At 58.9% G+C, this 23,995-nt stretch carries 24 protein-coding genes and 2 pseudogenes; 15 read left to right on the top strand and 11 right to left on the bottom strand.

The window, feature by feature from the left end:
• Nucleotides 1-28 precede the first annotated feature (28 nt).
• A complete protein-coding gene (locus tag HMPREF3153_RS00880; protein WP_061925390.1) occupies nucleotides 29-292 on the top strand; it encodes a hypothetical protein in 264 nt (87 codons plus the stop codon).
• Nucleotides 289-1,071: a zeta toxin family protein gene (locus tag HMPREF3153_RS00885; protein ID WP_246817133.1), complete on the top strand. Its 783-nt coding sequence runs from the start codon at nucleotides 289-291 to the stop codon at nucleotides 1,069-1,071. Before HMPREF3153_RS00880 ends, HMPREF3153_RS00885 begins: the two co-directional genes overlap by 4 nt.
• A gap of 406 nt (nucleotides 1,072-1,477) precedes the next feature.
• Here the strand turns inward: HMPREF3153_RS00885 and HMPREF3153_RS00890 are convergent, their stop codons facing one another.
• Together HMPREF3153_RS00890 and HMPREF3153_RS00895 are read right to left on the bottom strand one after the other, a co-directional pair.
• On the bottom strand, nucleotides 1,478-3,370 hold the full coding sequence (locus HMPREF3153_RS00890; protein WP_070419768.1) for a heavy metal translocating P-type ATPase: 1,893 nt from the start codon (nucleotides 3,368-3,370) through the stop codon (nucleotides 1,478-1,480).
• The gene (locus HMPREF3153_RS00895; RefSeq protein WP_005530797.1) at nucleotides 3,367-3,726 is read right to left on the bottom strand and encodes a Cd(II)/Pb(II)-sensing metalloregulatory transcriptional regulator CmtR; all 360 of its coding nucleotides are present in this window, start codon (nucleotides 3,724-3,726) and stop codon (nucleotides 3,367-3,369) included. The genes HMPREF3153_RS00890 and HMPREF3153_RS00895 overlap by 4 nt, the downstream gene beginning before the upstream one ends.
• 406 nt (nucleotides 3,727-4,132) lie before the next feature.
• On the opposite strand from HMPREF3153_RS00895, the gene HMPREF3153_RS00900 reads away from it, so the two are divergent.
• Both HMPREF3153_RS00900 and HMPREF3153_RS00905 read left to right on the top strand, forming a co-directional pair.
• Nucleotides 4,133-4,324, top strand: a complete 192-nt coding sequence (locus HMPREF3153_RS00900; RefSeq protein WP_200896708.1) for a type II toxin-antitoxin system RelE/ParE family toxin — start codon at nucleotides 4,133-4,135, stop codon at nucleotides 4,322-4,324.
• A gap of 34 nt (nucleotides 4,325-4,358) precedes the next feature.
• Nucleotides 4,359-4,618: pseudogene (locus HMPREF3153_RS00905) on the top strand (HigA family addiction module antitoxin).
• Nucleotides 4,619-4,672: 54 nt separating this feature from the next.
• Here the strand turns inward: HMPREF3153_RS00905 and arfB are convergent.
• From arfB to HMPREF3153_RS12935, 4 genes are read right to left on the bottom strand one after another with little or no spacing between them, the layout of a single operon-like run.
• Nucleotides 4,673-5,116: an alternative ribosome rescue aminoacyl-tRNA hydrolase ArfB gene (gene arfB / locus HMPREF3153_RS00910; RefSeq protein ID WP_070419769.1), complete on the bottom strand. Its 444-nt coding sequence runs from the start codon at nucleotides 5,114-5,116 to the stop codon at nucleotides 4,673-4,675.
• 31 nt (nucleotides 5,117-5,147) lie between these two features.
• The gene (locus HMPREF3153_RS00915; protein WP_210385535.1) at nucleotides 5,148-5,738 is read right to left on the bottom strand and encodes a putative glycolipid-binding domain-containing protein; all 591 of its coding nucleotides are present in this window, start codon (nucleotides 5,736-5,738) and stop codon (nucleotides 5,148-5,150) included.
• The gene (locus HMPREF3153_RS12930) at nucleotides 5,666-6,121 is read right to left on the bottom strand and encodes a Fic family protein (protein ID WP_034657303.1); all 456 of its coding nucleotides are present in this window, start codon (nucleotides 6,119-6,121) and stop codon (nucleotides 5,666-5,668) included. Before HMPREF3153_RS12930 ends, HMPREF3153_RS00915 begins: the two co-directional genes overlap by 73 nt.
• On the bottom strand, nucleotides 6,121-6,453 hold the full coding sequence (locus HMPREF3153_RS12935; RefSeq protein WP_005530810.1) for a Fic/DOC family N-terminal domain-containing protein: 333 nt from the start codon (nucleotides 6,451-6,453) through the stop codon (nucleotides 6,121-6,123). Before HMPREF3153_RS12935 ends, HMPREF3153_RS12930 begins: the two co-directional genes overlap by 1 nt.
• A 354-nt stretch (nucleotides 6,454-6,807) precedes the next feature.
• Here HMPREF3153_RS12935 and HMPREF3153_RS00925 point away from each other — a divergent pair, with 354 nt between their 5' ends.
• A complete protein-coding gene (locus tag HMPREF3153_RS00925) occupies nucleotides 6,808-8,367 on the top strand; it encodes an ATP-binding protein (protein WP_070419771.1) in 1,560 nt (519 codons plus the stop codon).
• On the opposite strand, the gene HMPREF3153_RS00930 is transcribed toward HMPREF3153_RS00925, so the two are convergent.
• Entirely contained in the window at nucleotides 8,342-8,992 is a 651-nt protein-coding gene (locus HMPREF3153_RS00930) for an MOSC domain-containing protein (protein WP_070419772.1), read from the bottom strand. The genes HMPREF3153_RS00925 and HMPREF3153_RS00930 overlap by 26 nt on opposite strands.
• A gap of 29 nt (nucleotides 8,993-9,021) precedes the next feature.
• Nucleotides 9,022-11,550, bottom strand: a complete 2,529-nt coding sequence (locus tag HMPREF3153_RS00935; RefSeq protein WP_246817134.1) for a hypothetical protein — start codon at nucleotides 11,548-11,550, stop codon at nucleotides 9,022-9,024.
• A gap of 115 nt (nucleotides 11,551-11,665) precedes the next feature.
• On the opposite strand from HMPREF3153_RS00935, the gene HMPREF3153_RS00940 reads away from it, so the two are divergent.
• Entirely contained in the window at nucleotides 11,666-12,382 is a 717-nt protein-coding gene (locus HMPREF3153_RS00940; RefSeq protein WP_070419774.1) for a helix-turn-helix domain-containing protein, read from the top strand.
• A 24-nt stretch (nucleotides 12,383-12,406) separates the two neighbouring features.
• Complete coding sequence (locus HMPREF3153_RS00945) at nucleotides 12,407-12,955, top strand: Fic family protein (RefSeq protein WP_236251903.1); 549 nt, start codon at nucleotides 12,407-12,409, stop codon at nucleotides 12,953-12,955.
• Nucleotides 12,956-13,102: 147 nt separating this feature from the next.
• Here the strand turns inward: HMPREF3153_RS00945 and HMPREF3153_RS00950 are convergent, their stop codons facing one another.
• Both HMPREF3153_RS00950 and HMPREF3153_RS00955 read right to left on the bottom strand, forming a co-directional pair.
• Entirely contained in the window at nucleotides 13,103-13,345 is a 243-nt protein-coding gene (locus HMPREF3153_RS00950) for a hypothetical protein (protein WP_129721127.1), read from the bottom strand.
• A 49-nt stretch (nucleotides 13,346-13,394) separates the two neighbouring features.
• Nucleotides 13,395-14,003 carry a CueP family metal-binding protein gene (locus HMPREF3153_RS00955; protein WP_005530825.1) on the bottom strand — a complete coding sequence of 203 codons (609 nt, stop codon included), beginning with the start codon at nucleotides 14,001-14,003 and terminating at the stop codon, nucleotides 13,395-13,397.
• Nucleotides 14,004-14,130: 127 nt separating this feature from the next.
• Here HMPREF3153_RS00955 and HMPREF3153_RS00960 point away from each other — a divergent pair, with 127 nt between their 5' ends.
• The 7 genes and pseudogenes from HMPREF3153_RS00960 to HMPREF3153_RS00990 form a co-directional block, all read left to right on the top strand.
• A complete protein-coding gene (locus HMPREF3153_RS00960; RefSeq protein WP_246817135.1) occupies nucleotides 14,131-15,729 on the top strand; it encodes a type I restriction-modification system subunit M in 1,599 nt (532 codons plus the stop codon).
• Nucleotide 15,730: 1 nt separating this feature from the next.
• Nucleotides 15,731-16,900: a restriction endonuclease subunit S gene (locus HMPREF3153_RS00965; RefSeq protein WP_083280909.1), complete on the top strand. Its 1,170-nt coding sequence runs from the start codon at nucleotides 15,731-15,733 to the stop codon at nucleotides 16,898-16,900.
• On the top strand, nucleotides 16,900-17,841 hold the full coding sequence (locus tag HMPREF3153_RS00970; protein ID WP_049152044.1) for a restriction endonuclease: 942 nt from the start codon (nucleotides 16,900-16,902) through the stop codon (nucleotides 17,839-17,841). The genes HMPREF3153_RS00965 and HMPREF3153_RS00970 overlap by 1 nt, the downstream gene beginning before the upstream one ends.
• A gap of 53 nt (nucleotides 17,842-17,894) precedes the next feature.
• Nucleotides 17,895-18,422 carry an excisionase family DNA-binding protein gene (locus HMPREF3153_RS00975; RefSeq protein WP_049146285.1) on the top strand — a complete coding sequence of 176 codons (528 nt, stop codon included), beginning with the start codon at nucleotides 17,895-17,897 and terminating at the stop codon, nucleotides 18,420-18,422.
• A complete protein-coding gene (locus tag HMPREF3153_RS00980) occupies nucleotides 18,415-18,987 on the top strand; it encodes a PIN domain-containing protein (RefSeq protein WP_180298575.1) in 573 nt (190 codons plus the stop codon). The genes HMPREF3153_RS00975 and HMPREF3153_RS00980 overlap by 8 nt, the downstream gene beginning before the upstream one ends.
• A 151-nt stretch (nucleotides 18,988-19,138) precedes the next feature.
• The gene (locus HMPREF3153_RS00985; RefSeq protein ID WP_246817136.1) at nucleotides 19,139-22,855 is read left to right on the top strand and encodes a type I restriction endonuclease subunit R; all 3,717 of its coding nucleotides are present in this window, start codon (nucleotides 19,139-19,141) and stop codon (nucleotides 22,853-22,855) included.
• Between the two features lie 82 nt (nucleotides 22,856-22,937).
• Nucleotides 22,938-23,141: pseudogene (locus tag HMPREF3153_RS00990) on the top strand (hypothetical protein); the annotation flags it as partial.
• 17 nt (nucleotides 23,142-23,158) lie between these two features.
• Here the strand turns inward: HMPREF3153_RS00990 and HMPREF3153_RS00995 are convergent.
• Nucleotides 23,159-23,866 carry an IS1634 family transposase gene (locus HMPREF3153_RS00995; RefSeq protein WP_210385536.1) on the bottom strand — a complete coding sequence of 236 codons (708 nt, stop codon included), beginning with the start codon at nucleotides 23,864-23,866 and terminating at the stop codon, nucleotides 23,159-23,161.
• On the opposite strand from HMPREF3153_RS00995, the gene HMPREF3153_RS12940 reads away from it, so the two are divergent.
• Nucleotides 23,865-23,995, top strand: a 131-nt coding sequence (locus HMPREF3153_RS12940; protein WP_246817137.1) for a transposase, incomplete at its 3' end; no start/stop codon positions are given. The genes HMPREF3153_RS00995 and HMPREF3153_RS12940 overlap by 2 nt on opposite strands.

The raw sequence follows: 23,995 nt of genomic DNA on the forward strand, positions 1-23,995 counted from the left end.
CCGCCGTGGCGCTGCTATTCTAAGCGCCATGAGCACCGCCAACGTCCCGGAGATCGAGTACGCAGCCTTCGACGCAATGAAGGAGGTTGCGTCCTCGCTGAAAGCTGCCTATTTCCACCAGCAGCTTGCGACCGACAGTGAGCTAGAAATTAAGTATTGGACTGCACAAGAGGATTTTGTCCAGCGCATTGTGAGTGGTGTTGATAACACCGACCTTGAGGAAATCCGTGCCGCAGCGGAATTCTTTGCTCGCTTGCTCGATGAGCTTGAAACCCGCGCAAAGGTGGCGTGACAGTGCTGAAGGCTGCGGATTTTCCGGTCGATGATGCTTTTAAACGCCGCGTCCTTGAGCGGCGTATCGCGTATCTCTTTCGCCAGCCGTCCGCGGAACCTGAGGTCATCTACGTCGCAGGGCAACCAGCGTCGGGAAAATCCTCGGTGATTGAGATGCTCACGGATGACCACGTCGTTCTAGATTCGGATGAATTACGCAAATATCACCCCGCCCTCGACGAAATCATGGAGCGCGACCCCCTGCGCATGGATGTGCTCACCAACGGTCCGGTCCCCTATTGGATGTCCTCGCTGATCGAGGATGGCCGGCAGCACGGCCACTCCCTCATCATTGAGAACACGCTGTCCAACCCGGAATTCATCGCGGGTGAGATAGCCAAGTTTCGCTCCGCGGGTTTCCGCGTGAGGGTCGTGGGCTTGGCGGTGGCGCAGGAGGTCTCCAGGCTCGGTGTCGTCCAGCGCTACCTGGAGGCGCAGCGCGTGAGCCGCTACCCGCGCTGGACCAATGAGGTTTCCCATACGTCGGGCTTTAAGGCCATCGTCCCAGGGCTTCAAGCGATTGCCCCGCTTGTCGACGACCTCGAGATCCGCACCCGCGACGGCCGCACCTTGAGCGGTATCGAGGATATTGAAGCCGAGCGCGCAACCTGGTTCGACTCCCCCGCCATTCGTGCTGATTGGCTGGCCCGCTTCGACAGCTGCGACTTGAGTGGCCTTGAAGCGGAGAAGCTCACGCAAAACATCGTGGCTGATGCAGAGCGTATCCGCAAACTTTAAGGCTGTGCCCGTGGAACTGCGCGCCCGGTAGGCGGTGGGAGCTTCGTGTCAAAGCGGCTGCTGGCGAGCTAGCGGTCTGCGAGGTCGAGCAGGCTGAGGATGTCGTCTGCGTCGAGTTCAAGTTCAACGTGTAACGCGAGGCGTTAATGACGTTTCGCGTTATTGGGGGTAGGTTGAAGAGCGCTGTCTCTAACTCCGGTTTTCGTTCGGCCTCGGTCCATTCCGCTACCTCGTGTGAAGAATCTGCAAGCGGTATCAGGCCGTTGAACTATTAGGTTCACCCACAGTTCCCGTGCCTGCACGCATCGAGAAGGACCAGGCGGTGAACTCGAATGACTCGCCTGGTCCAACGTGTGTGTGCGCTCGGCGCGTGGTTCAACCCTTATAAGACTTGCCGGTCACAGCCTCAGCGTTTCGCTCGTGCAGCCCGCAGGCCGTTCAAGATCACGATGACTTCGGCGACTTCGTGTACCAACACGACGGCGGCCAGGCCCAGTACACCGCTGATCGCCAGTGGCATCAACACGATGATGATGGCCAGAGACAGCACGATGTTTTGGTTGATGATCCTGCTGCCTCGGCGGGCGTGCTGCAGCGCCTGCGGGATCAGCCGGAGGTCGTGGCCGGTGAAGGCGACGTCAGCGGACTCGATCGCGGCGTCAGAGCCGGTTGCTCCCATCGCAATGCCCACCGTTGCGCCCGCCAGTGCCGGCGCGTCGTTGATGCCGTCGCCGATCATCGCCGTCGGCGTCTTGGAGGAGAGTTCGGCAACGATGCTTGCCTTGTCCTCCGGTCGCAGCTCGGCGCGCACGTCGTCGATTCCAGCGATTTCAGCCAGCGCCCGGGCGGTGCGAGTGTTATCGCCGGTGAGCATGCTCACTTCCACGTCGTTGTCGTGCAGGGATTGCACGGCATCGGGCACCTCGGGCCGCAACTCGTCGCGCACCCCGATCGCCCCGGCGAGAGCGTTATCGACGGTGACTAGGACGCAGGTCTGGCCTTCGGACTCCATACGCTCAACGTCCGCCTTCAGTGGCCCGGCGTCGATCCATCGGGGGCTGCCGACCAGCACCCGTCGGCCTTCGACGGTGCCGCCGATGCCATGACCGGCTTCCTCGCTGATATCCAAGGCGGTGGGCGCTTCGGGCTCCGCTGCCACGATCGCCGCGGCGAGGGGGTGCGTCGATTGCTGCTCAACCGCCGCCGCGAAGGAAAGCACCTGCGCCCGATCGAATCCGTCTGCCGGGACCACTCCGGTAACCTCGGGCTGGTTGCGGGTAAGGGTTCCGGTCTTGTCTACCGCTAGGTGACGGATGCCGCCGAGTCGCTCGAACGCCGCGCCGGACTTGATGACTACTCCGAACTGGCTGGCCGCGCCGATCGCGGCCACGACCGTCAGCGGCACGGAGATTGCCAGCGCGCACGGCGACGCTGCGACCAGGACCACCAGCGCACGGGTGATCCACGTCTCGGGGTCGCCCAGCAGCGAGCCAATCACACCGACCAGCACCGCCAGGATCATCACCCCGGGCACTAGGGGTCGGGCAATCCGGTCGGCGATCCGGGCGCGGTCACCCTTCTCCGCCTGCGCCTTCTCGACGAGATCGACGAGTGTGGTCAGCGAGTTGTCCGTTCCAGCTGCGGTCGTCTCGACCTCCAGCACACCGGCGGAGTTGATCGCTCCCGCGGGTACCTCGTCGCCGGGCGCAACCTCCTCCGGAATGGATTCTCCGGTGATCGCTGAGGTGTCAAGGCTGGAGCGTCCGGACCGAATGATGCCGTCCGTGGCGATCCGCTCCCCGGGGCGCACGAGCATCAGCTCGCCAGCCTCAAGGTCCTTCGCAGCGACCTCGGCCGTCGTACCGTCGCGCAGCACGGTCGCGGTTTGCGGTACCAGTTTCAACAGTGCCCGCAGTCCGCCTTGGGCCCGGTCCATCGCCTTGTCTTCAAGCGCCTCGGCGATCGAGTACAGGAACGCCAGCGCCGCGGCCTCTCCGACGAAACCAAGGATCACCGCGCCGACCGCGCTGATCGTCATAAGCAAGCCAATGCCGAGCTTGCGCTTCGTGACAAGGTTCCGGATCGCTCCAGGTGCGAACGTATAAGCGCCCAGCAGCAGGCCAAGCCAATACAGTACCGTTGCGGGCGTCTCCAAGTCGGACCAGTCCAGCGCCAGTCCTGTAATGAGGGCTACACCGGAGAAGATCGGTAGCAGTAGCTCGGGGTCTTTCCACCATGGCCGATCGAGCTCTTCGATCTCCGTGGCGGGTTCGTGTTCGCATCCACATGCTGAACTCATGCGTCCGTTCCTTTCTCGCCGCAGCCGGGCACCGAGCACTCAGTGTCGATGCAGGGGGCATTCTCGTCGACGGCCAGTGTCGCGTTGACCAGCGCTTCGAGCGCCGCCGCGAGGTGCGGATCGGCAATTTCGTAGCGGGTCTTACGGCCCTCCGGCTCAGCGACGACGATGCCGCAATCGCGTAGGCAGGACAGGTGGTTCGAGACGTTCGAGCGGGTCAGATCCAAGCTTTGCGAAATCTCGGCCGGGTAGCCCGGACCGTCGAGTAGGGTCATCAGGATTCGGGAACGCGTCGGATCAGCCATGGCCCGGCCGAGCCGGTTCATGACGTCGAGGCGCGAAGCAATAGTCAGCATGTGCTGAACAATACAACGTGTGCTGAACTATTCAAAATGCACTGAACTGACGGTTGCGCGAAGGTCCTGCGACCTGCAGGAATTAGTCGATGGGATAGCAGATGACTGATCCTTTGTGGTTCGGCTGCCACCCAACGCGGGAGCGACGTGGGCGGCGAGGTTCTCCAGAATCTTCACGTTGACGTCCACGCCATCCCGCAAAACCTTTACGTGTTTCCATGCGCCCATATGTTCTCTGTGTGCTGACGTAATTACAGTTTTCTGATTGTTGCAGGCTAACGAGAAAGTAACTTTGCAACTACATACCGTGGAGTTCAAATTTAACGTATAGCGTTATTGACGCTTCGCGTTATGGGGGATAGGGTCAAGCCGGATCCAGTCGTTCGCTGACAAGGACACTGAGCGTATGTGGAAGCTGCGCCAGCTTGGGTACGCGCAGACTCTTGATGAGTTACGGATTCCCCCGGGAAACCGGCTTGAGGCGCTCAAAGGCGATCGCAGGGGTCAACATAGTATTCGCATCAACGACCAGTGGCGGATCTGTTTTCGGTGGTCCGCCGCGGGGACAGAGGAGGTTGAGATCGTTGACTACCACTGACAAGCTCCCTCCGGTTCACCCCGGTGAGATCCTCATGGAGGACTTTCTCAAAGGAATGGGGCTCACCCAGCACAAGCTCGCCGTCTCCATCGGCGTTCTGCCCCGCCGGATCAACGAAATTGTTCACGGTAAGCGCGCTGTAACCGCTGACACGGCCCTTCGTCTAGCGAAGTTTTCGGAATGAGCCCCCAGTTCTGGCTCGGGTTACAGGCTCAATATGACTTGGACGTGGCGGAAGACAAGATCCTCTCGGAAATCGAGCGGATTCAACCAGTCCAAGCTGTCTCAGCGTAGCGGTTACCCGAACCAGGTCCGTCTGCGTGAGGATATGCACGCGGATGGTTCGAACTAGGGAATTTGGGGCCGCCGTCGCGTGGACTTGAGCTCCGAGCGCCGCTTTTTCGCTTCGAGACGGCGTCGCACCGAGCTCTGCGTCGGCTTGGTCCTGCGCCGCGGAGGAGGAGGCGGAGCGAGCGCCTCGCACAAGAGGGCGGCCATGCGACCTCGTGCCTCGGCGCGGTTGCGTACCTGCAATCGCTGGGTCGATGCGGTACCGGTAAGGACGGTGCCGTCTAGGCGGTGTTCGAGGTTGTGGAGGGCGCGGCGACGCTGGGCGTCGGAAAGCGATGAGCACGTAGCGATATCGACGGAAAGCTGCACTTTGCTGTCCGTAGTATTGACGCCTTGGCCGCCTGGTCCCGACGACTTCGCGAACCGCTCCGTCAGGTCGGCGGCGACGATGACCAGACCCCCGGGGATCCCTGGGCCAGGCGCGATGGTCAGGTCGTTCATACCGCCCAGCTTAGTTAGAGTTGTTTCCGGATCAGACCCGCCGTGCGAGATCAGGGTAGTGTACGACCACTCCGTCACCGTCGACCTCCAACTCGACGTCGACTCCCCGTGTTCCGCTTTTGTATCGGACAGTTTCAGCATCGACGGAGCTGTAGTACTGGTCTGATGCGATCACCTGGAGGGACGGCATATCAATCCAAGCCATGATCAGCTGCGTTTTCGGAACCTGAGTCTCAAGCAGCGTCAAGCGACGAATAGGCATTGTGTTGGTGAGAGGGCACAGACCGAGATCGCAATCGAGTGCGGCTTTCAGGTCGGCTGACTGGACGATACCGGGGGAGGGCAGCTCTTCAGGCTGGGCGCCCTCTTCATTGGTTTCCGCCGACCACACGCCTTGTTCGGACCTTAACAGCTCGAGGCTTCGCCCCCATCCGTCGCCTTCAACGTTCACCGACACACGTTCGGTCATCCAGTTCTCCGCGGCGCGCAGCTCCCACGTGGCCTCGTATCCATCGCCGTATTGCACTCCGGAAGCGGTCAAACCGGCTCCTAAAAAATGAACTGCGGCCTCGTTCCGGATGAGGGGAGTCTCGACATGCTCCCACTTATACGTGCGCTCCATGGTGAGGATTTTACAACGCTCGATGGTGCGAAAAGGCAGGTAGCTTTCGATTTGGACCGCGTACCGAGGAGGAGGCTTACCGGCAGAATGGTGTACTTCGTAAGCCCGCGGCGCAGAAGAATTCCATGAATGAGAGCAGGGCCAACGTGCCCGTTGCCGTCTGCAAAGGGATGAATCGTTTCAAACTGAGCGTGAGCAATTGCGGCCTGGATGAGAGCACCGTGCGAAGCGCCATCGAGGTAAAGACATAAGTCGTCCACGAGGTCATGGACTAGGCCTGGGGGCGCTGGGATGAACTCGGCCCCAATGGGTGTGTGGTTACTTCCACCAATCCAGTTCTGAATAGTGCGAAGACCAGTGGGGATAGAGCCCTTCTCCCCCATCAACTCTCTTTGGAGCTTTTCAAGAAGGCCGATGGAGATGTTGGTTCGGTGGCAAAGCTCTTCTCAATGGAACACAGAACGGTGAGGTTACGCGCAACCTCTTCCGCGCTTTCCTTAAAGCCGCGGACTTCCTCCTTTTGGGCGAGTTCCGCGAGGACAACCTTGTCGACGTTGGGCGCAATACCTTCAATGCGTGAGGAAGAAATCGCCTCAGAACGCATGAGTAAGCGGGCCACAGACTCCAACTGGCCAGAAGCAGCATGACGGTTGAGATCCAAGATCTCTCGCTCGATACGTGCTGCCCGGCTGGTGAGCTCTGGGGAAAACTCCATGCCTTACTTACAAGATGGTCAGGGACATAGACCTAAAAAGGGCCTCCGGCCTTATCGCGCCGGGGAGTGCCGGAGCCTGATTCGGGGATCCAGCTCTCGGTAACGTAGTGAGGCTTGTAGAGGCTATCCATTCGTCAGACAGCAAATGAGTGGTTGGATAACTCTTATCCAACCACTCATTGCGGTTTATGCGCTAGATAAAGCTTAAACATACGGGGTTTCAGGGCCATAATTTGGCCTCAATGAGAATGTCAATGACACCTCAATGGGAAGATCAATGAGAACTCTTGTCATTGAAGAGGAATGAAGTTAGCATTGAGCCGTCATTGTTAACATTGAGGGCGGGTATTCATCGTGAACAATTGGTCCGAGAATCAGCTGAGAGAGCTATTGGCTGAGCTTGAGTTGCGCGGCGGTGATTCAACAACAGTCGAGGTCAAAACCGCTCAAGGGGGCATTCCGGACTCTCTACCGCAGACATTGTGCGCGTTCGCAAACATGCCGAGTGGCGGCCTTATCATTCTCGGTGTCAATGAGAAGGAAGGATTCATTGTCACTGGCATTGAGAATCCTTCGGAGATGGAGGCTGCTCTGGCCTCGCAGGCGCGTCATGCCATCACCCCTCCAGTCACAGTGCATACCGACAGTGTGGCAATAGATGGCACGCATGTCGTGATTGCGGAGGTTACGGGTCTTCCGATTATTGATAAGCCTGCTAGCTACAGGGGAGAAGCGTATCTTCGAATGGCTGATGGGGACTACCGTATGAGTGCCTCGGAGCTGCGCATGATGGACGTGGCAAAGCTGCATGCCGAAGAGGCAGTGTCCTATGACACGACGATTGTGGAAGGCACGAGCCTTGCAGACCTAGATAGCGACGTGGTGCAAGATTTCTTGGTTCAGGCGCGGAAAAAGAATCGGCGACTATCGGGACTTACTCAAGATGAGGACGTCTTACGGGCGCTAGCGGTGACGACCGCGACTGGAGAGCTGACCCTTGCTGGCCTGTATGCGCTGGGTTTCTATCCCCAAGGACATTTTCCCTCCTTAGCAGTAACGGTGGCGCAAAGGCTACCAAATGGTTCGAAGCACGGGCGAGTGCTGGGGTTGGAGACCTTTGAGGGGCCCGTTCCGGTGCTGTTGAACTCGGTAATGGGATGGGTAAGGCAACGTTTAGCCGCCGTACGGCGATATCGAGAGGACGGATCAATGGTGGAAGTTCCTGAACTTCCCCTTCCGGCCATTCGAGAGGCCGTGGCTAATGCATTGGTGCACCGTGATCTTGGGCCAAATACGTTGGGTGCGGGTAAATCGATTGATGTCCGCCTACTACCGGACAAGATGGTTATCTCCAGTCCAGGAGGCCTACGGGATCTGACGGTTGAACAGCTCAAGTCGAGAGATCTGGCGCGCCAGGAGATTAACCAGCGGCTCTATAGACTGTGCCGATATCTCAAAGCAGACGATGGCTCTTTTGTTATTGAAGGCGAAGGCGGCGGCGTGCAGCTCATGCTGGATGCCGCGCGAGAGCAAGGACTACCGGAGCCTGACCTGATAGATTCTGGCGTGCAATTTACGGTGAAGATGTGGCGGCCGGACACTCGTGGAGAGGCCCGTATCTGGGAGCCACTACGCAAGGAGGAATCAGGCACCGGCCCGGAACGACGAGTGGATGCACCAGTGACCTTGGAACGCCTGGGTGTTAACGCCCCGCGCGTAGCGGAGGCGCTGCGTACGGCGGCACAACCGCTGTCTATCGGCGAAATAGAAACAGCCACAAACCTTACTCGAGCGCAGGTCCGATATGCGCTGAAGTCACTGGTGAAGGCACGATTCGTGCGTATGGATGGCACGCGCGGTTCACAAGCGACAACCTATGAATGGCTAGCTAACCGCGGGGCTGCAGGCGCTTAACCAGCTGATCGTGGTGGACTGGGGCAAGGCAGTCGGCGTCGACGACGCGCCGGGCTAGCTCCTTGTCCCCCATCTTGGCGGCAAAGGCCATGCCCATGGTGATGTCATGGTCGGGGCGGCCGATGAGCGTAATCTCATCGCCAGAAGTGATGCGGCCAGGCTCGATGATGCGCAGGTAGGAACCGCAATCGCCACGCTCAGTGAAGGACTTGAGCCAGCCGGGCTCGTCCATCCAACCGGAGAAGGTGGCGCAGGGTGTGCGCGGGATAGACACTTCGAGCACGCACTCCCCCACCTGAATCTGCTGGTTGATCAGCATATTCGGCCAGGAAATCCCTTCTGTGGTGAGGTTCTCCCCGAAGTAGCCGTCACGCAGCACGCGGTTGAGCGTGCCCTCCCAGTAGTCGAGCTCCTCGCGGGCATAAGCGTAGACGGCCTTCTCGGCACCGCCGTGGTGGGCGTGGTCACCGATGGAATCCCCAACCACGCCGGAGCCGTCACCGTAGTTGGGCCCAGGTATCTCCAGGTCCAGGAAGGGGCGTGGCTGCTTATCGATGCCCGTGTACTCGTGTCGCCCATGCGGCTCGGGGCGGCGGACAGCGACGTTCGTGGAGATAACCTTCATGCTCACCTATTGTGGCGCACCTCACGCGCTCACATGTCGCGATCGCGGAAGAGAGCTTCGGCCGTCACGAGGTCGTAGAAGAAGAGGCGGGGGGCAAGCGGGAGGACGTCGGCAAGCATGGGCATGTCTTCCTTGAGCAGCGGGCTTTCCATGATGATGTCGTTCGCCGCAGCGCGGGAGGCCAGGGCGAAGGCATAGGAAATATAGGGCATCCACGCAGCGGCATTGAGCTCGTCGGCGGTGTTTCCGCTGGCAAAGGCGCCCAACGCGATGAGGGTGTGGCTAACGGACATGTCAACGCCCGCGTTTTGCACCAGCGAGGCCAGTGCCGTGGCGTCGTTGCGCAGGTGCTCGATGGTGCCCAGCGCATCGAGGGCGCCGTTGTTGGCAAAGCACTCACGCAGCGCGGCGACGCGGCCGGCCTCCCCCATCAGATCATCGACGGGCGGTGTGGGGCTGTGAATGGTCGCGGCATTGAGCAGCATCGGGCGGGTCAGACCATCTGCGCCGGACTCGCGCACGGCGGTGAGCTCGGGGTTCTCGCTGGCTGAAGGATCGAGGAGGAGATCCAGGTAGCTATCGACGCCGGACTCGGCGGCGGCCTCCAGCGGGGAGTGGAACAAGCGCGTGCGCGCAAGCGAGCGGGCTTGTTGGTTCACGCTGACGCCGGTGCGCGCTAGAGCGTGGACCGCGGCCTCCGGTTGGGCGCGCAGGCGGTCGATGGTGCTGTCGAACATCGCCTGCAGTTTGGGGTTGGGGCTGCGCTGGGAGAGCACGTGGAGCGCGCGGAAGGTGTCCCAGAGCTGCTCCGGGGTCCAGTCCTTTGATGCGAGTGCCGCCGGTGAGCCTTCTGGCGTGATCACAATGGAGGCGCTGGAGGGGCGTGCAGGGGCGGCGAGGTTGGAGGAGGCGCGGAGCTCGCGGACGTCGACAAGCAGCGAGCCCTGCTCAGCAAGGTCGGCGGGCAGCTCAAACCCCTCTTCGGTGGGTGTGAGTTGGGTAGGCGCCACCGTGGGCTCGGCCAATGGCCAGGCCCAGCCCACTAAATCTGCCTGCGGTTCTGCGTTCTGTTCAATGATGATTTCATCGCCATTAAGCAGGCCGCGGCTGACGAATGGGGACTTTCGGACGGTGGCCAGCGCTGCATAGATCAGGCTGGTGGATGCGGAAGCTTCGTACTCGACGATGCGTCGCTCCAAGCTGCGGGCCTGGTGAGCCTCGCGCTCCCCCGCTGGGAGGGAGTCCAGGTAGTCCTCGTAGGACAGTGTGGACCACATGAGGAAGAGCTCTGCCGTTGGCTGTTTGCGCACGGCGTTGGCCAGCGCGGCGTTGGGGACGGCGAGGCTGGTGACCGCCTGCGTGGTCCTCGAGGTGCGCGCCAGCTCCTTGATTTTCTGGCGGCCGTCGATGGTGACGAACTTCGCCAGCGGCAGCGGGCGTGGCGAGTGGACGGTAAACATGTCGTCCTGATCGAGCTGACCGGCGAAAATCACTGGTTTATCGGAGTGCTCGGTGGGCTCTAGGCCGATGCGCTTGACGCGGCTGAACAAAGCCTCGGGCCAGACATCGAATTCCAGCTCATAGCCGGCTTCACTTGCCACGACCTCGCGGCGAGAGACCTCGGTGTCCTCGAGGGTGCGAAGGCCCTTCTCCAGCGCGATGGGCTTCTTTGGCGGAGAGGCGAGCGTGTAGCTGAAGGCCGAGTGCGTACCGAGGGCGTCGATGATGCGGAAATCCATGCCGCGCGGGCCGTCGTTGGTGGCGCGCATGTGGAGGCCCTCGGCGAGGGAGATGAAGCGGACGTCGACAAGCTCATCGTCGTGCCACAGCGACACCTTGTAGCGGCCCACCCACGGGTCTTCGTAGAGGTCACCCGGGAAAGGCTCGGCGATGCCTGCGTCGAAGGTCTGCTCCGAAATCTCCTCCTGCTCGCCGCCGAGAGGCGCGTAAGTGAGATCGATGCGCCACTCCCCTTCCGCGATGAGGTGCACGCGCGGCGACTTAGTGAACACGGGCTCGTTATCGAGGCCCCGGGCGTTGGGCAGGATGGCGACGTCAAAGTCCCACTCAAAATCGCTGTGCTTGGCGACGTCCACCGGTTCTCTCTGCGGCACCTCCACCCGCTCCGGCAGCGGGCCCACTTCCCAGCCGGCCCAGATGCCGAGGGGCTCAGCGGCCTCCAGCGTGCCCTGCGGCGCGATGAGCATGGTGCGGTCATAGACGATGAACGGCGCCTCATCGGTGATGCCGGTGAAGGTGACGGTCTCGATGAGGTCCTCATCGCCATCGCGCAAGGTTACCTCGATGCGGGTAAAAGGCCCAGGGATGCCGACTTCCAGCGGTTCTTCGGTGGCGAATTCACGCACCGAATGGGGGCGATCGATGAAGTGAGACTTGACCACCCACCGCGGATCAGACAGATCTGCCTCAGGATAGGTAGCCGGCAGCTCCAGCATGAGGATGTTGCTTCCCCGGCGCAGTGAAATCCGGGGACCCTGTTCGGTGAGGTCAGTGGTGACCAACGGTGTTGTGGGAAGTGAATAAATCTCCGCGCTCATTTGCTTCATCATAGGACACCGTGGGGTGCTGTTGCCATGTCGCTGGTAAAAGTATCACCTGTCCTATGCGTAGGACAGGTGTCCTATTGATAGGACAGCTAGCTATAGTAGGGCCATGGACCCAGTACAACTCCTCAAGAAGAGCCCGCTGAGCCTGAGCGAAGTGTCGCGGCGTTCGGGGGTCTCACGAAATACGCTCAACCTGTGGATGCGTGGGACAGCTCAACCGAGTTTGGCTGGCTTGGAGAAGGTAATGCGCGTGCTCGGATACGAGGTTTCCGTACAGGTACACCGCATGAGTGATGCCGCGGCCGCGACAGCAGTCCGAGTTCTCCTGGGGGAGCTCAGCAGCGAAGAAGCAGACGTTAAAGGGTGGATTGACCGCTTCGTACAGTGGGGCGACGCTCCAGGCGAAGACGGTGACTATCAGGCGCTCATAGAACGAGGCGCATGGGCATCCAATCCCTATGACCGCCACGGGGCTCTTCACTTTTTACCAGCGAATCCTATAACGCTTGCCTCAGCGGTTGATGCGAGCGGGCAACCATGGGCGATGTCGGGAGCTTTTGCAGCTCAACGAGTCGCGGGGCAGATCGCTGGTGAAGAAGAACCTCGATCAACATTGATTTGGTGCACGAATCCAGCAGACATCGTGCCCTCGTTGCCCACTCGGATTCGCGCGAGTGCTGAGCCCGTATCCGGAGGAATCACCCTCGTGCCTGTCGCTGGTGAAGAGCTCACCGGCGCAACGAATGAAGCCGGAATACACTACGTATCACCGCATCAGCTTGCCATTGATGTGTGCGCAGAAAACTATGTGGGAGGGGCATAGGTGATGGGAAGAGCGACGAGCCGAGTGAGCTGGGAGCACCACGAGCGACCTCACATTGTGGAGTTGGGAACCGAGCGCGCGTTATTCCGACTCACCAAGCAACTTCCTGACTTGGTGTGGAATGCCGTCGCGCTGGAAGGAAACACGTTTACCCTCCCAGAAGTCCGCACGTTGCTCGATGCCGGACTTTTCCGTGGTGAAGGCGACGCAGAGGGAGACGGCGGTGGAGTGCGGCTCATGGATGGCGGGTTCATCCCTTTCGACCCTGCTGATGAATTGGGTGAAGCCCATGCCGATTTGCTGGTGTCCCTCCAAGGGCTTGAAAACCCAGTCGAGCAAGCGTTGGCCTATTTCTGCTCTGCCACGCGTAGCCAGTTTTACTTCGATGGAAACAAGCGAACCGCACGGCTTGTGGCGTCCGGTCTCTTACTGAGTCATGGATACAGCGCATTGAATATCCCCCACGCGAGGCAGCTGGAGTTCAACCTTGCACTTGATGAACTTTTCCGGGCCGACGATGCCACAGCTTTGATGGACTTTCTGTATGACTGCCTAGAGGAGTCCTCCCAGTAGAGGGAGAAGACGCGAAGTGCGTGAACGGCAAAGGCCCTCCGCTTTAAAAGCGAAGGGCTTGCTTGGGGCTGAATGCTCAGCGCATCCTCTAGTGTGAAGCGCTGAGTGCTTAGCGGAACATCCTCTGCAGAGCGGCGAAGTCAACCTTCACGATGCCCATGGACTGCAGGTAGGTAGCGATAGCGCCGAGGATGGCGGCAGCGATGCCAGCGCCCAGGAAGCCGGCGCCGACGGGGTGGCGTGGCTAAACGGAACAGAGCTGACGGCACCAGCGGACTTGCCGTGGGAAATAGCCTGCTCGGAGATGTTCTTCAGGGAGTGGCCGTATGGGGACTTGCCCAGAACACTGTTGACGTCGGCAAGCACTGCATGGACACCATAAAACGACAAACGGTGAACCCCAGGAGGTGGGATTCACCGTGGTGAATGAATGAGCGGATTAGGTCATCTGCAGGGTGGTGATGCAGGTTGCGCCCTCCTCGGTGGTGTCTAGGGGAACCTCACCGGTCTTGCCGTCCTTCTCGACGGTGATGGTGCCCTTTTTGTCGGCGGGCAGCCAGTAGCCAATGAAGCCGTTGTCAAAGGTCGTCGTGTCTTCGTTGACCAGCTCGTTTCCTTCGTCATCCGTGATGGTGACGTGGATGTCTTCCTTGCTGAGCTCACCAGTGCAGGTGGTCAGGGAGTGGTTGAAGCAGTCATGGGTCTGGGTCATGTACGGCGCGATGGAGACGTAGAACTTGTCCTCCGGCAAGGGCAGGGATGCTTGGCCCTGCTCGGCAGTGAGGACTAGCTCGTTCGGCAGCACGGAGGCGTGCAGATCGCTAGGGCGCTCCTCCTTGGGCATGTGGTCCAGCTTGTCGATGATCTCCGGGCCATCCAACCCTTCGAGATCGAACTCGGCGAGGATCTCCTCGGCAGGCACCTGTTGGATGTCGGTGCTGGAAGCGGCGCTCTTCGAGGCTTCGCTCGGGCCGGGGCTCTCCGTGGAGCAGGCGGACAAGGTGATGGCTGCGGCGCACACAGCCGCAAGAGAAATGAGGCGTTTCATAAGTCTTCCGAATAGGTCCGATTATGTTGACTCAAGCCTATACCCCACTGGGGTATCCATCAATGGAATGAGAGAAGGATCATCTTTTCGCGCTACGCGGGCTGAGCCTTCCCGTATAGCTGTCTCAATGGCTGCAACAGCTACCCTGAAGTACATGATTACCGGCGCCCTCAAAAACAACGTCGACCGCATTTGGGACACCTTTTGGTCCGGCGGCATTTCCAACCCTGTTTCCGTCATTGAGCAGTTCACCTACCTGCTCTTTATCAAGGACCTCGACGAGCGCCAGGTCCAGATTGATAAGCGCCGGGCGCTGGGGGATCCCACCGCGACGGAAGACATCTTTGATGCCAGCCAACAGGATCTGCGGTGGCGCAACCTCATCGAAGACCGTGACATTGCCCGCCGCAAAGCCACCATCATCACTAAGGTCTTCCCCTTCATCAAGGAGATGGGCGGGACGGGCTTCCAGGAACACATGGCCAACGCCTCATTCGAGATCGAATCTGAAGCGACGCTCTCACGCGTCATGGAGCTCATTGACCAGCTGCACTTCTCGAACAAGGACATGAAGGGCGACTTGTATGAGTACATGCTGGACAAGCTGTCAACCTCGGGTACGAACGGCCAGTTCCGCACGCCCAGCCACATCATCGAGCTCATCGTCGCGCTCATGGAGCCCACACCACAGCAGCGCATCATCGACCCAGCCTGCGGCACCGCAGGCTTCCTGGTGGCCGCCAATGATTGGATTGCCCTTCATCACCGCGAGGACCTATTTAACAAGGAAACGCGCACCACGTTTACCGATGAGGGCCTGACGGGCTTCGACTTTGACAAGACCATGGTGCGCATCGCGGCGATGAACATGTTCATGCATGGTTTTGAAGATCCCAACATCTCCCACCACGACTCCCTGCAGAAGCTACTCACGACGTTTGAGGACTTCGACCTCGTCCTGGCTAACCCGCCTTTTGCTGGTAGCCTGGATAAGGACGCCATCGATCCCAAACTCAAGTCGGTGACGACGGCCAAGAAGACGGAGATCCTCTTTGTCCACCGCTTCCTGCAACTACTCAAGCCGGGTGGTCGCGCCGCGGTGATTGTCCCTGAAGGCGTCCTCTTCGGCTCCACCAAGGCGCACAAAGCCCTTCGCAAAACCTTGGTTGAGGATCAGCGTCTAGATGCTGTCATCAAGCTTCCCTCCGGCGTGTTCAAGCCCTACTCGGGGGTGTCCACCGCTGTCCTGTGCTTTACCCGCACGGATTCCGGCGGTACCGATGAGGTGTGGTTCTATGACGTCACCGCGGATGGTTACTCCCTGGATGACAAGCGCACTCCGCTTCTCGAGCGCCCCTTGCTCGGCCCCTCTCCTACCTCCCACATCCAGGACCTTAGCGATCCCGCGCTTGCCGAAGACCCCACTCCCGTCACTCTCACCGACGAGCAGCTGAAGCTCAACAACCTTCCGGACGTGGTTGCCCGCTGGCACTCCCGCACCACCGACGAGCGTGAGCGCGCCCGCACGGACTACTCCTTCACCGTGCCCAAAGAGGTAATCGCCCAAGCCGACTACGACCTCTCCATGAACCGCTACAAGGAGATCGTCCTCGAAGCACAAGAAACCCGCGACCCTATGGACATCATTGCCGAGATCGAAGAACTCGACCGCGACATCACCCAAGGCCTTGCCAACCTCAAGGTCATGCTCAGCGAGGGGAAATAACATGGCAAGCACTGCAAGGCATGACTGGCCGATGGTGCGGTTGGGGGATGTCGTGGAAATCTTGAATGGGTTCGCCTTTTCCTCCAAAGACTTTGGTGCCGAAGGAGAAATGCCAATCATCCGGATTCGGGACGTGGTTTCAGGTTCAACAAGCACCTACTATTCGGGAGTATGGGACAAGAAATACCTCATCCAACCAGGGGAGATTCTGGTTGGCATGGATGGCGACTTTAATTATGCGAGATGGAAATCTGCGCCAGCGCTTCTTAACCAACGGGTTTGTAGAGTATCGGCAGATGAACAGCGCATTACAGATAGTTACTTGTTTCATGCGCTGCAATTTCCATTGCGCGATATTTGGGAAAAGACGGCCTTCGTAACGGTGAAACACCTTTCTGCCAAGAAACTTGCAGAGGCGCTAATCCCTCTCCCTCCCCTCAACGAGCAGCGCCGCATCGCGGCGATTTTGGACGAGGCCGGCCGGCTAGTCTCAATGCAGATTAAGAAAGTTGAAGGCCTTGAAGCTCTAAAGCGAGTTGTCGTTGAAGAGTTTCTAAAGGAAAGGGGGGATCAAGAAGTTGAGCTCGGTAGCATCTCCAAGATTCAATCTGGAATTACAAAGGGTAGAAAGGTTTCGAAAGAGAGTGCAACCTCGATAGTGCCGTACCTTTCGGTTTCCAATGTTAAGGATGGATTCCTTCAGCTACATCCGATTAAGGAAATCAACGCGACAAATGACGAGATATCGCGATACCAGTTGCAATCGGGCGACATTGTTCTGACAGAAGGTGGGGATCCCGACAAGCTCGGTAGAGGAACGGTGTGGAATAACGAGATCCCGATTTGCATCCATCAAAACCACATTTTTCGAGTCCGCATTCTGAAAGACTCGACTGTAATGACGCCTGAAGTGCTGGCTGCGATACTTGGTAGTTCGAGGCCTAAGAAACATTTCTTGAGGTCAGCGAAACAAACAACTGGTATTGCTTCGATAAATAAGTCACAACTTTCTCGAACACCGATCCCAAGTCTGACGCGAGATGAAGTAAGAGCCTTATCGCTTCAAATTGAGTTATTGAAGTCAGAACAAGAAAGAGTCGAAATTCAGCGGTCCTCTCTTGAGGAGCTCCGACAGTCCTTATCCACCCGCGCATTCCAAGGAGAACTCTAATGGCTATCGAAAGATGGGAAGCCTACATGATCTCGGTGCTGGAAGCCCTTAATGCGAATGGAGCTGAGCTTCGACGTCGGGAGCTCATCGAGATAACTGCGTCTTATGCGGGCATTACTGACGAAGAGCGGCTTGAGACCATAGTTTCCGGGCAGTCGCGCTTTGAAAACCGTGTTGGATGGGCGTTGACGTTCCTTAAGAAGGCGAATGCCATTACCTCGCCTGCGCGGGCACGCTTTCAAATTACAGACTTTGGTCGTGATCTGTTGGCACGTTATCCGGAAGGGATGACGGAGAAACAGCTGTTGGGAGAGATTGCGGGCACGGAAGCGGCACTAACGTGGCGGGGCCGGAATCGGGGAAGTAAGGCTGGGGACGAGGTGGGTGTCGATAAGCCAAGCGCCCTTCCAGAATCCGAGAGCGAGCTGGATCCGGTAGAGCAGGTGGAAACCGGTGTGTCTCGCAACAATGAGTTTGTGGCTGGTGAGCTGCTCACTAGGCTGCATGAGAACGAGCCGGCGTTCTTTGAACAAGCAGTGCTGGACCTGCTCATGGCCATGGGATACGGAGGAACCCAGGGAAAAGCCACGCGTACGCAGCTATCCAATGACGGTGGCATCGACGGGATTATTGACCAGGATGCACTGGGGCTGTCCCGTATTTACGTGCAGGCCAAGCGGTATGGACTGGACAAGAGCATTGGCCGTCCGGATATTCAGGCGTTCGTGGGGGCACTGCAGGGCGCGCAGGCAGACCGTGGGGTGTTCCTGACCACGGCGAAATTCTCCGATAGAGCTCAGGAGTACGCGGATGCGGTGGCGTCACGCGTCGTCTTAATCGACGGGGACAGGCTGGCGGAACTGATGATCCGCTACGGCGTGGGCGTGCAGGTCAAGCGGACTGTAGCGCTGGTTGAGGTGGATGAGGATTACTTCGAGTAGGTAGGAGCCGCGTTTGCTCTTTCGAATATTTCGAATTGCTCTATGATGGTCTCATGACTGACGTACGGAATCAACCCCACACAACTCTCCCGCCGCAAGACCTAGAAGCAATGCTCGATGTGAGCAGGTTCCTGGACCAGCTGGAGGGACCTGCTGCGCTTGTGGGGCCCGACGGACAGACGGTGAATCTGCCCGAAGAAGCATTTAGCGTGCTGGCAGACGTTGTCCGGGCGATGAGACAAGGAAAGGCCATTACTCTTGCGCCTGTAGACCAGTTGCTCACAACACAAGAAGCAGCCGACTTCCTGGGTATTAGTAGGCCGACACTGGTGAAGAAGCTCGAGGACGGGTCGATAGCGTTCGAACGTCCATCAGGGGGCAGGCATAGGCGAGTTCGACTCGTTGACTTACTGCAGTACCGGGATGAGCAGCGGACTGAACGTCGTAAAGCGCTGCGAGAGCTAGCGTCTGAGGCCCAAGCTGCCGGGGCCTATGACGTAAATTCTGCAGACGCAGCTGACCTTGCGAAGATCCTCAAGGATGCCCGCAAGGAAGTGGCAAAGAAGGAGCGGCGTGGCTAAATTCTCAGCGCTTTTGGATGCGTGCACGCTGGTGCCGGTATCCCTTGCAGATACCTTCCTGTCGTTAGCGGAAGCTGGGCTTTATCGCCCACTATGGAGCGACCGCATTCTGGAGGAAACGCAGCTTGCGGTGAAAAGGATTCATCCGGAGCTTTCGCCGGAGTCCGTCGAGCGGCGAATAGCAGTGATGCGAGGCTTCTTTGATGACGCCAATATCACCGACTGGGAAGTACTCGAAAGCGTAGTTTCCCTGCCAGATCCTGATGACGCGCATGTCCTCGCGGCTGCCATTCAGGGTCGGGCGGATGTCATTGTCACGTTCAACATCAAAGACTTTCCGCGGGATGAGCTCCAGCGATTTGGCATTGATGTGCAGACACCGGATGAATTCTTGCTCAACCAATTGGACCTCGATCCAGATGAGGTCCTAGATTGCCTCGTACGACAAGCTCATGCCTTGCGTAATCCACCCGTACAACTAAAGGAACTTCTAGGCAGTCTCGAGCGATTGAATCTCCCAGGGTTCACGTCTGAGGCTCGAAGGCATTTGTGGCGAGTGCGATAAGCGAAGATCAATGGTTGCTTTCCCGGTATGGTGAGAATGTTATTTTGGCATTGATGAGGCGGGACTAACCTCTAAGCTAGACGTGATGTCGGCCCGTGTTGTCAGCACCCTGTGATGTTGAAGCCCTACCTAATAAAATCGGAACACCAGAATGAATGCTCCTACGCCACCCCATGATTTCCGCGGAGCCGCTTCAGGCGGACCAGTCCGCAGCAGCAACTTCGGTTTCGTGCGTTACGTCTGGCCCACGGCGTATGAGGAGTGCCTGAAGGTAGAGCGGTTCGTGGATGCGGACCCGGTTATTTCCTGCTTCTATGCGCGCAAGGTGCTGGAGCGGGTGGTGAATCACATCTGGGCGTTCCGGAGCTTGGGCGATACTGGCTACCTCAGCTTGGCGGAGATGACCAGGGACCGTGGTTTCCTTCAGTGCGTGAAGAACGAGACCATGCTGCGCAAGATGACCATCTTGCGTAAGAGCGGTAATGACGCCGCCCACGCCGATGACATGGAGGGCAAGCAAGCGCCGGCTACTTCGCAGAAGGCGCGGGCAGTAGTAGCGCATTTGTATGACCTCATGGCGTGGGCGGTGCGTTACCACTCCGCTAATCCGAAGGCCGCGCCGGGCCCGCAAGCGACTTTTGATACCAGCCTGCTGGGCCAGAGCGCAGCTGATGCCTCTGGCATCCACGTTGCTGGGCGCTCCCAAGCGCAGACCGCCGCGTACCTCAAGAAGCTGGCGCAGCAGGATGAGGAGCTAAAGAAGAACCGGCTGCTGCTCGATGAGGCCAAGGAAGCCGCACGTGAAGCGGAGGAGAAGCGTCTTCGTGAGGCAGCCCAGTTTGAGCTTAAGCGGCGGAGCGCAGAGCTTCGGGCGAAGGCGGATCTGGCTGATGCGCAGGAAGAAGCCGAAGCAGAGCGCGCGGCTGCACGGCAGGTGGAAGAGGAGCTTGCCGCCAAGATTGAGGCCCTCGAGGAACAGTTGGCTGAGCAACAAGCAGCCGCTGCAGAGCGCGCCGGGGTGGCAGCACCGTCGGCTGTGCCTTTGGCAATCAGCGAGACCGAGACGCGCCGACAGCTCATTGACCCGATGCTCGAAGTAGCAGGGTTTAGTGATGATTCAGTCACTCGAGAGCTCGAGCTACACGGTATGCCCAATCCCTCCGGCGTCGGCTACGCAGACTATGTCTTGTGGGATGATGACCGCACACCGCTGGCCGTCATCGAGGCGAAGAAGTCCATGGAGTCCATGAGTGTGGGCTCCCAACAAGTGAAGCTGTACGCGGACTGCATCGAGCGCGAATACGGAATACGGCCTGTCATGTTGTGCACTAATGGCTATCACATCGACCTCATCGATGATGCGGCCAACCTTCCTGGTTCTGGTGCGGGCTATCCCGCCCGTGAGGTGGAGGGCTTCCCCACTGCGCAGCAATTGCGCCGCATGATTGGTCGGCGCACCATGCGCGCCCTGTTGAGCGAGACGCCGGTAGACACGGAGATTGCCGGTGGTGGTGCCCGCACGTATCAGCTTGAGGCCATCCGTGCGGTGACGGAGACGTTGGAGGCGCGGAGGCGTCGCCAAGCATTGCTGGTCATGGCAACAGGAACTGGTAAGACGCGTGTGGCCGTGGCCACTGCCAAGCTGTTGCGTCAGGCCGGCTGGGTAGGCAAGGTGCTGTTCTTGGCAGACCGCACTGCCTTGGTCAATCAGGCACACAAGGCCTTTGTGAGCATGTACGCCGAGTCCACGCCCGTGAACCTCATCAAGAATCCTGAGCAGGTGGGTGATGTGTATGTCACCACCTACAACACGATGATGAATCTCATCGGGGATGACGGTGACAAGCCGGCAAGGTTCGGTCCTTTCGACTTTGACCTCATCATCGTGGACGAGGCTCACCGCTCCGTGTACAACCGCTTCAAACGGATCTTGGAATACTTCGATGCCTACGTAGTGGGGCTGACGGCGACGCCAAAGAGTGAGATTGACCATGACACGTATGCACTCTTTGAGATGGAGGATAAGACCCCGTCCTTCGAGTACAGCCTCGATGAAGCCGTGGCAGACGGAAACCTTGTCCCCTTCAAGACGGCTCGGCAGGACTCGCTCTTCCTGCGGCGGGGCATGGCTTATGACGAGCTTTCCCCCGAGGAGCAGCTGGCGTGGGACACGTCTGATTGGGGTACCGACGAGGACGGCGGGCGCTTGGATCCGCCTGGTCAGGTTTCTTCGGCGGAAATTAACCGTTACCTGTTTAGCAAGGACACCATACGCAAGGTGCTGAAAACCGTGGTGGAGAACGGGATTCGCGTGGGCGGAGATCAATTGGGAAAGACTATCATCTTCGCCCGAACCCAACGTCACGCGGAACTCATCAAGCAGGTCTTTGACGCGACGTTCCCGGAGTATTCGCGCACGGGTGCCTCCGTGATCACCACTCACACCAAGTATGCGCAGTCAGCGCTGGACGAATTCGCAGACCCAGACGGGGACGTCAACATCGCGATTTCCGTGGACATGCTCGACACCGGCGTCGACGTGCCCGAGGTGGTCAACCTTGTCTTCTTCAAACCCGTCTACTCCCCCACCAAGTTCTGGCAGATGGTGGGCCGAGGGACGCGATTGCGCCCGGACCTCTTCGGCCCGGGGATGGACAAGACGCACTTCCTCATCTTCGACTTCTGCGGCAACGTGGACGAGTTCTACAAGGGTGAAGCCCGTGATTCGGCCACGGGCCGACCACGGTCGCTGTCGGAAAAGCTCTTTGATGCCCGCGTGGGGTTGCTTGCTCAGTTGGATAAGCACGCTACGGCCCCAGAGATGCGCGCCGAGCTTGCTGATTCCCTTCACGGCTCGGCGGCGTCTATACCGCTAGGCCACATCATGGTCCGGCCCGGTGACAAGGAAATCCTCGTGCGCTACCGCGAGCGCTCCGCTTGGAACGATGTGGATGAGGAGAAAGCTGAGCAGCTGAGCCGCCATCTCGGGCACCTGCCGCTGAACACGATGAAGGAGCCCGAGACAGCAAAGCGCTTTGACCTTGTGATCCTGAAGCTCCAAGTGGGCTTGCTCGATCACAGCCCCGAGTTTGCGGCACTGCGCCAACGAGTGGAGAGGATGGCCAATGACCTCATGGCCGTAAGCTCCACCATCCCCATGGTGGCCGAGCGGCGGTCCTTCCTCGAGCGCGCGCTGGATCCGGAGTGGTGGACCAACGTTACGGTGGAGGACCTCGAGACCATCCGCATCGGCATGCGTTCGCTCATTCAGTTCGTTCCCAAGGGAAAGCGCAATGCCGTGACCCTCGACATCCAGGATGAGATGGGTGAGCTCACGATCGATGATGAGATGCCGTCTCAGTTGCCCGGCACCGGTTCCTACCCCTCCCAGCTGGAACAACAGCTGCGTGAAGTGCTGCAGGAACACGCCAACGACTTGGCGATGATCAAGTTGCGCAGTGCACGCACGCTAAACGCAGAGGAGGTTGCTGCGTTGGAGGCGGTGGTGGCACAGGCCGGCAGGGGAAGCGCGGGCTCCACGGAAAGCATTGATATGCTGCGCGAACGCATGGGCGGGGACAGCATTCCTGCCTTCATCCGCCGCTTGGTGGGCCTTGATGAGGCGGCAGTCCGGGAACAGTTTGCAGACTTTCTCAGTAATACGTCTTTCAATGCTGCCCAAATACGCTTTATTAAGATGCTGGTAGATGTGCTAGTTCACAACGGTGGCGTGGCCTACGAAGAAATTTTCCAGCCGCCCTTTGATGAAGAGGGCTCTGTCGTCGACATCTTTCACAACAAGACAGACGTTATCGTGGATTTACGCAAGCGCCTTGAACGGATTGAAGCGACGGCACAGGCCACCTAGGTACTACTGTGCTTCGGAACCGAATGCGGTCTAGCTGGGTCTAACTGGGGAGATGTCCGTGCGGTGACTACACTGTCTAACCATGACTAACCCGAGCGATAACACCACCCACCGCTACACGCCGGAGCTCGCGGCCCAGATCGAGTCGACCTGGCAGCAGTACTGGAAGGACAACGGCACCTTTAATGCGCCGAACCCAGTTGGGCCGCTCGCGGAGGAGGGTAAGGAACTTCCCGCGGAGAAACTGAACATCCAGGACATGTTCCCGTACCCATCCGGCGCGGGCCCCTGACTTGGCTCAATTTAGTCAGACGGTTGGGGCAGCTTTTCGGTGAGTTCGCGGATGTCAGCGGGCAGGTCGGTTTGTGCATGGAGGGTATGGCCTGCGATTTCGACGGTAAACGTCCGGTATTTCTTCAGGGTTCGCACTAATCGCTTCAACGACAGGCCCGAGGCTTGTTCCAACACGTGGCCTGTGGCCATCGCGGCCATCACAATGGTTAGGTGTGGGTGGATGGAGTCTTCTTTACGGTGATAAATCGGTCGGGCTTTCAGGTCTGATTTCGCCATTCGGAACGATTTCTCGATCGTGAACAGGCGCCGGTAGGCACCGATGACTTCCTGGGGTTTTAAGTCTGTGCGTGAGGTCTCGTATCCTTTAATCCCGGCCAGGGTTAGGTGCTTGTTGGCTAGGGTGTGGTTGACCTGCTTATTCGGGGCCTTGAGGTTGACGTATCGATTCCGCTTGACGGGTATCTTTCCGTCAACAGCACGCTGGGCTTTATCTAGTTGTTCGCCGATGCCGCGCCTTGTGCGCCGAGCCCTATCGTAGGAATACTGGTAATAGGTCACTGCCTGCGGTTTGCCGCTGGTGCGGCGTTTGTCGCTGTGGTGACGGTGGGTCCAGATGTGTCCGTCTTCGTAGTCGGTGTAGCTGGGACCTGACCCCTGTTTGGTAGACACCTGATATCCAGCCCGGTTGGGTTGGGAAGAAAGGTAATCTACCACCATGCCTAGGTACTCCGAACAGTTCAAACGTGATGCTGTGGCCCTCTATGAAAACAATGAGGACCTTTCACTTCACGCGGCTTCAGCAGAGCTTGGAGTCAATCGTTCCTCGCTTTTCTCCTGGCTTCAGCA

Source organism: Corynebacterium sp. HMSC06C06 (assembly GCF_001807295.1).
GTDB lineage: Bacteria > Actinomycetota > Actinomycetes > Mycobacteriales > Mycobacteriaceae > Corynebacterium > Corynebacterium striatum.

Coding starts and splice junctions, on each gene's coding strand:
- HMPREF3153_RS00880 (WP_061925390.1), top strand. CDS start 29: ATGAGCACCGCCAACGTCCCGGAGATCGAGTACGCAGCCTTCGACGCA.
- HMPREF3153_RS00890 (WP_070419768.1), bottom strand. CDS start 3,370: ATGAGTTCAGCATGTGGATGCGAACACGAACCCGCCACGGAGATCGAA.
- HMPREF3153_RS00895 (WP_005530797.1), bottom strand. CDS start 3,726: ATGCTGACTATTGCTTCGCGCCTCGACGTCATGAACCGGCTCGGCCGG.
- HMPREF3153_RS00900 (WP_200896708.1), top strand. CDS start 4,133: ATGTGGAAGCTGCGCCAGCTTGGGTACGCGCAGACTCTTGATGAGTTA.
- arfB (WP_070419769.1), bottom strand. CDS start 5,116: ATGAACGACCTGACCATCGCGCCTGGCCCAGGGATCCCCGGGGGTCTG.
- HMPREF3153_RS00915 (WP_210385535.1), bottom strand. CDS start 5,738: ATGGAGCGCACGTATAAGTGGGAGCATGTCGAGACTCCCCTCATCCGG.
- HMPREF3153_RS12930 (WP_034657303.1), bottom strand. CDS start 6,121: ATGGGGGAGAAGGGCTCTATCCCCACTGGTCTTCGCACTATTCAGAAC.
- HMPREF3153_RS12935 (WP_005530810.1), bottom strand. CDS start 6,453: ATGGAGTTTTCCCCAGAGCTCACCAGCCGGGCAGCACGTATCGAGCGA.
- HMPREF3153_RS00930 (WP_070419772.1), bottom strand. CDS start 8,992: ATGAAGGTTATCTCCACGAACGTCGCTGTCCGCCGCCCCGAGCCGCAT.
- HMPREF3153_RS00935 (WP_246817134.1), bottom strand. CDS start 11,550: ATGAGCGCGGAGATTTATTCACTTCCCACAACACCGTTGGTCACCACT.
- HMPREF3153_RS00940 (WP_070419774.1), top strand. CDS start 11,666: ATGGACCCAGTACAACTCCTCAAGAAGAGCCCGCTGAGCCTGAGCGAA.
- HMPREF3153_RS00955 (WP_005530825.1), bottom strand. CDS start 14,003: ATGAAACGCCTCATTTCTCTTGCGGCTGTGTGCGCCGCAGCCATCACC.
- HMPREF3153_RS00960 (WP_246817135.1), top strand. CDS start 14,131: ATGGCTGCAACAGCTACCCTGAAGTACATGATTACCGGCGCCCTCAAA.
- HMPREF3153_RS00965 (WP_083280909.1), top strand. CDS start 15,731: ATGGCAAGCACTGCAAGGCATGACTGGCCGATGGTGCGGTTGGGGGAT.
- HMPREF3153_RS00970 (WP_049152044.1), top strand. CDS start 16,900: ATGGCTATCGAAAGATGGGAAGCCTACATGATCTCGGTGCTGGAAGCC.
- HMPREF3153_RS00975 (WP_049146285.1), top strand. CDS start 17,895: ATGACTGACGTACGGAATCAACCCCACACAACTCTCCCGCCGCAAGAC.
- HMPREF3153_RS00985 (WP_246817136.1), top strand. CDS start 19,139: ATGAATGCTCCTACGCCACCCCATGATTTCCGCGGAGCCGCTTCAGGC.
- HMPREF3153_RS00995 (WP_210385536.1), bottom strand. CDS start 23,866: ATGGTGGTAGATTACCTTTCTTCCCAACCCAACCGGGCTGGATATCAG.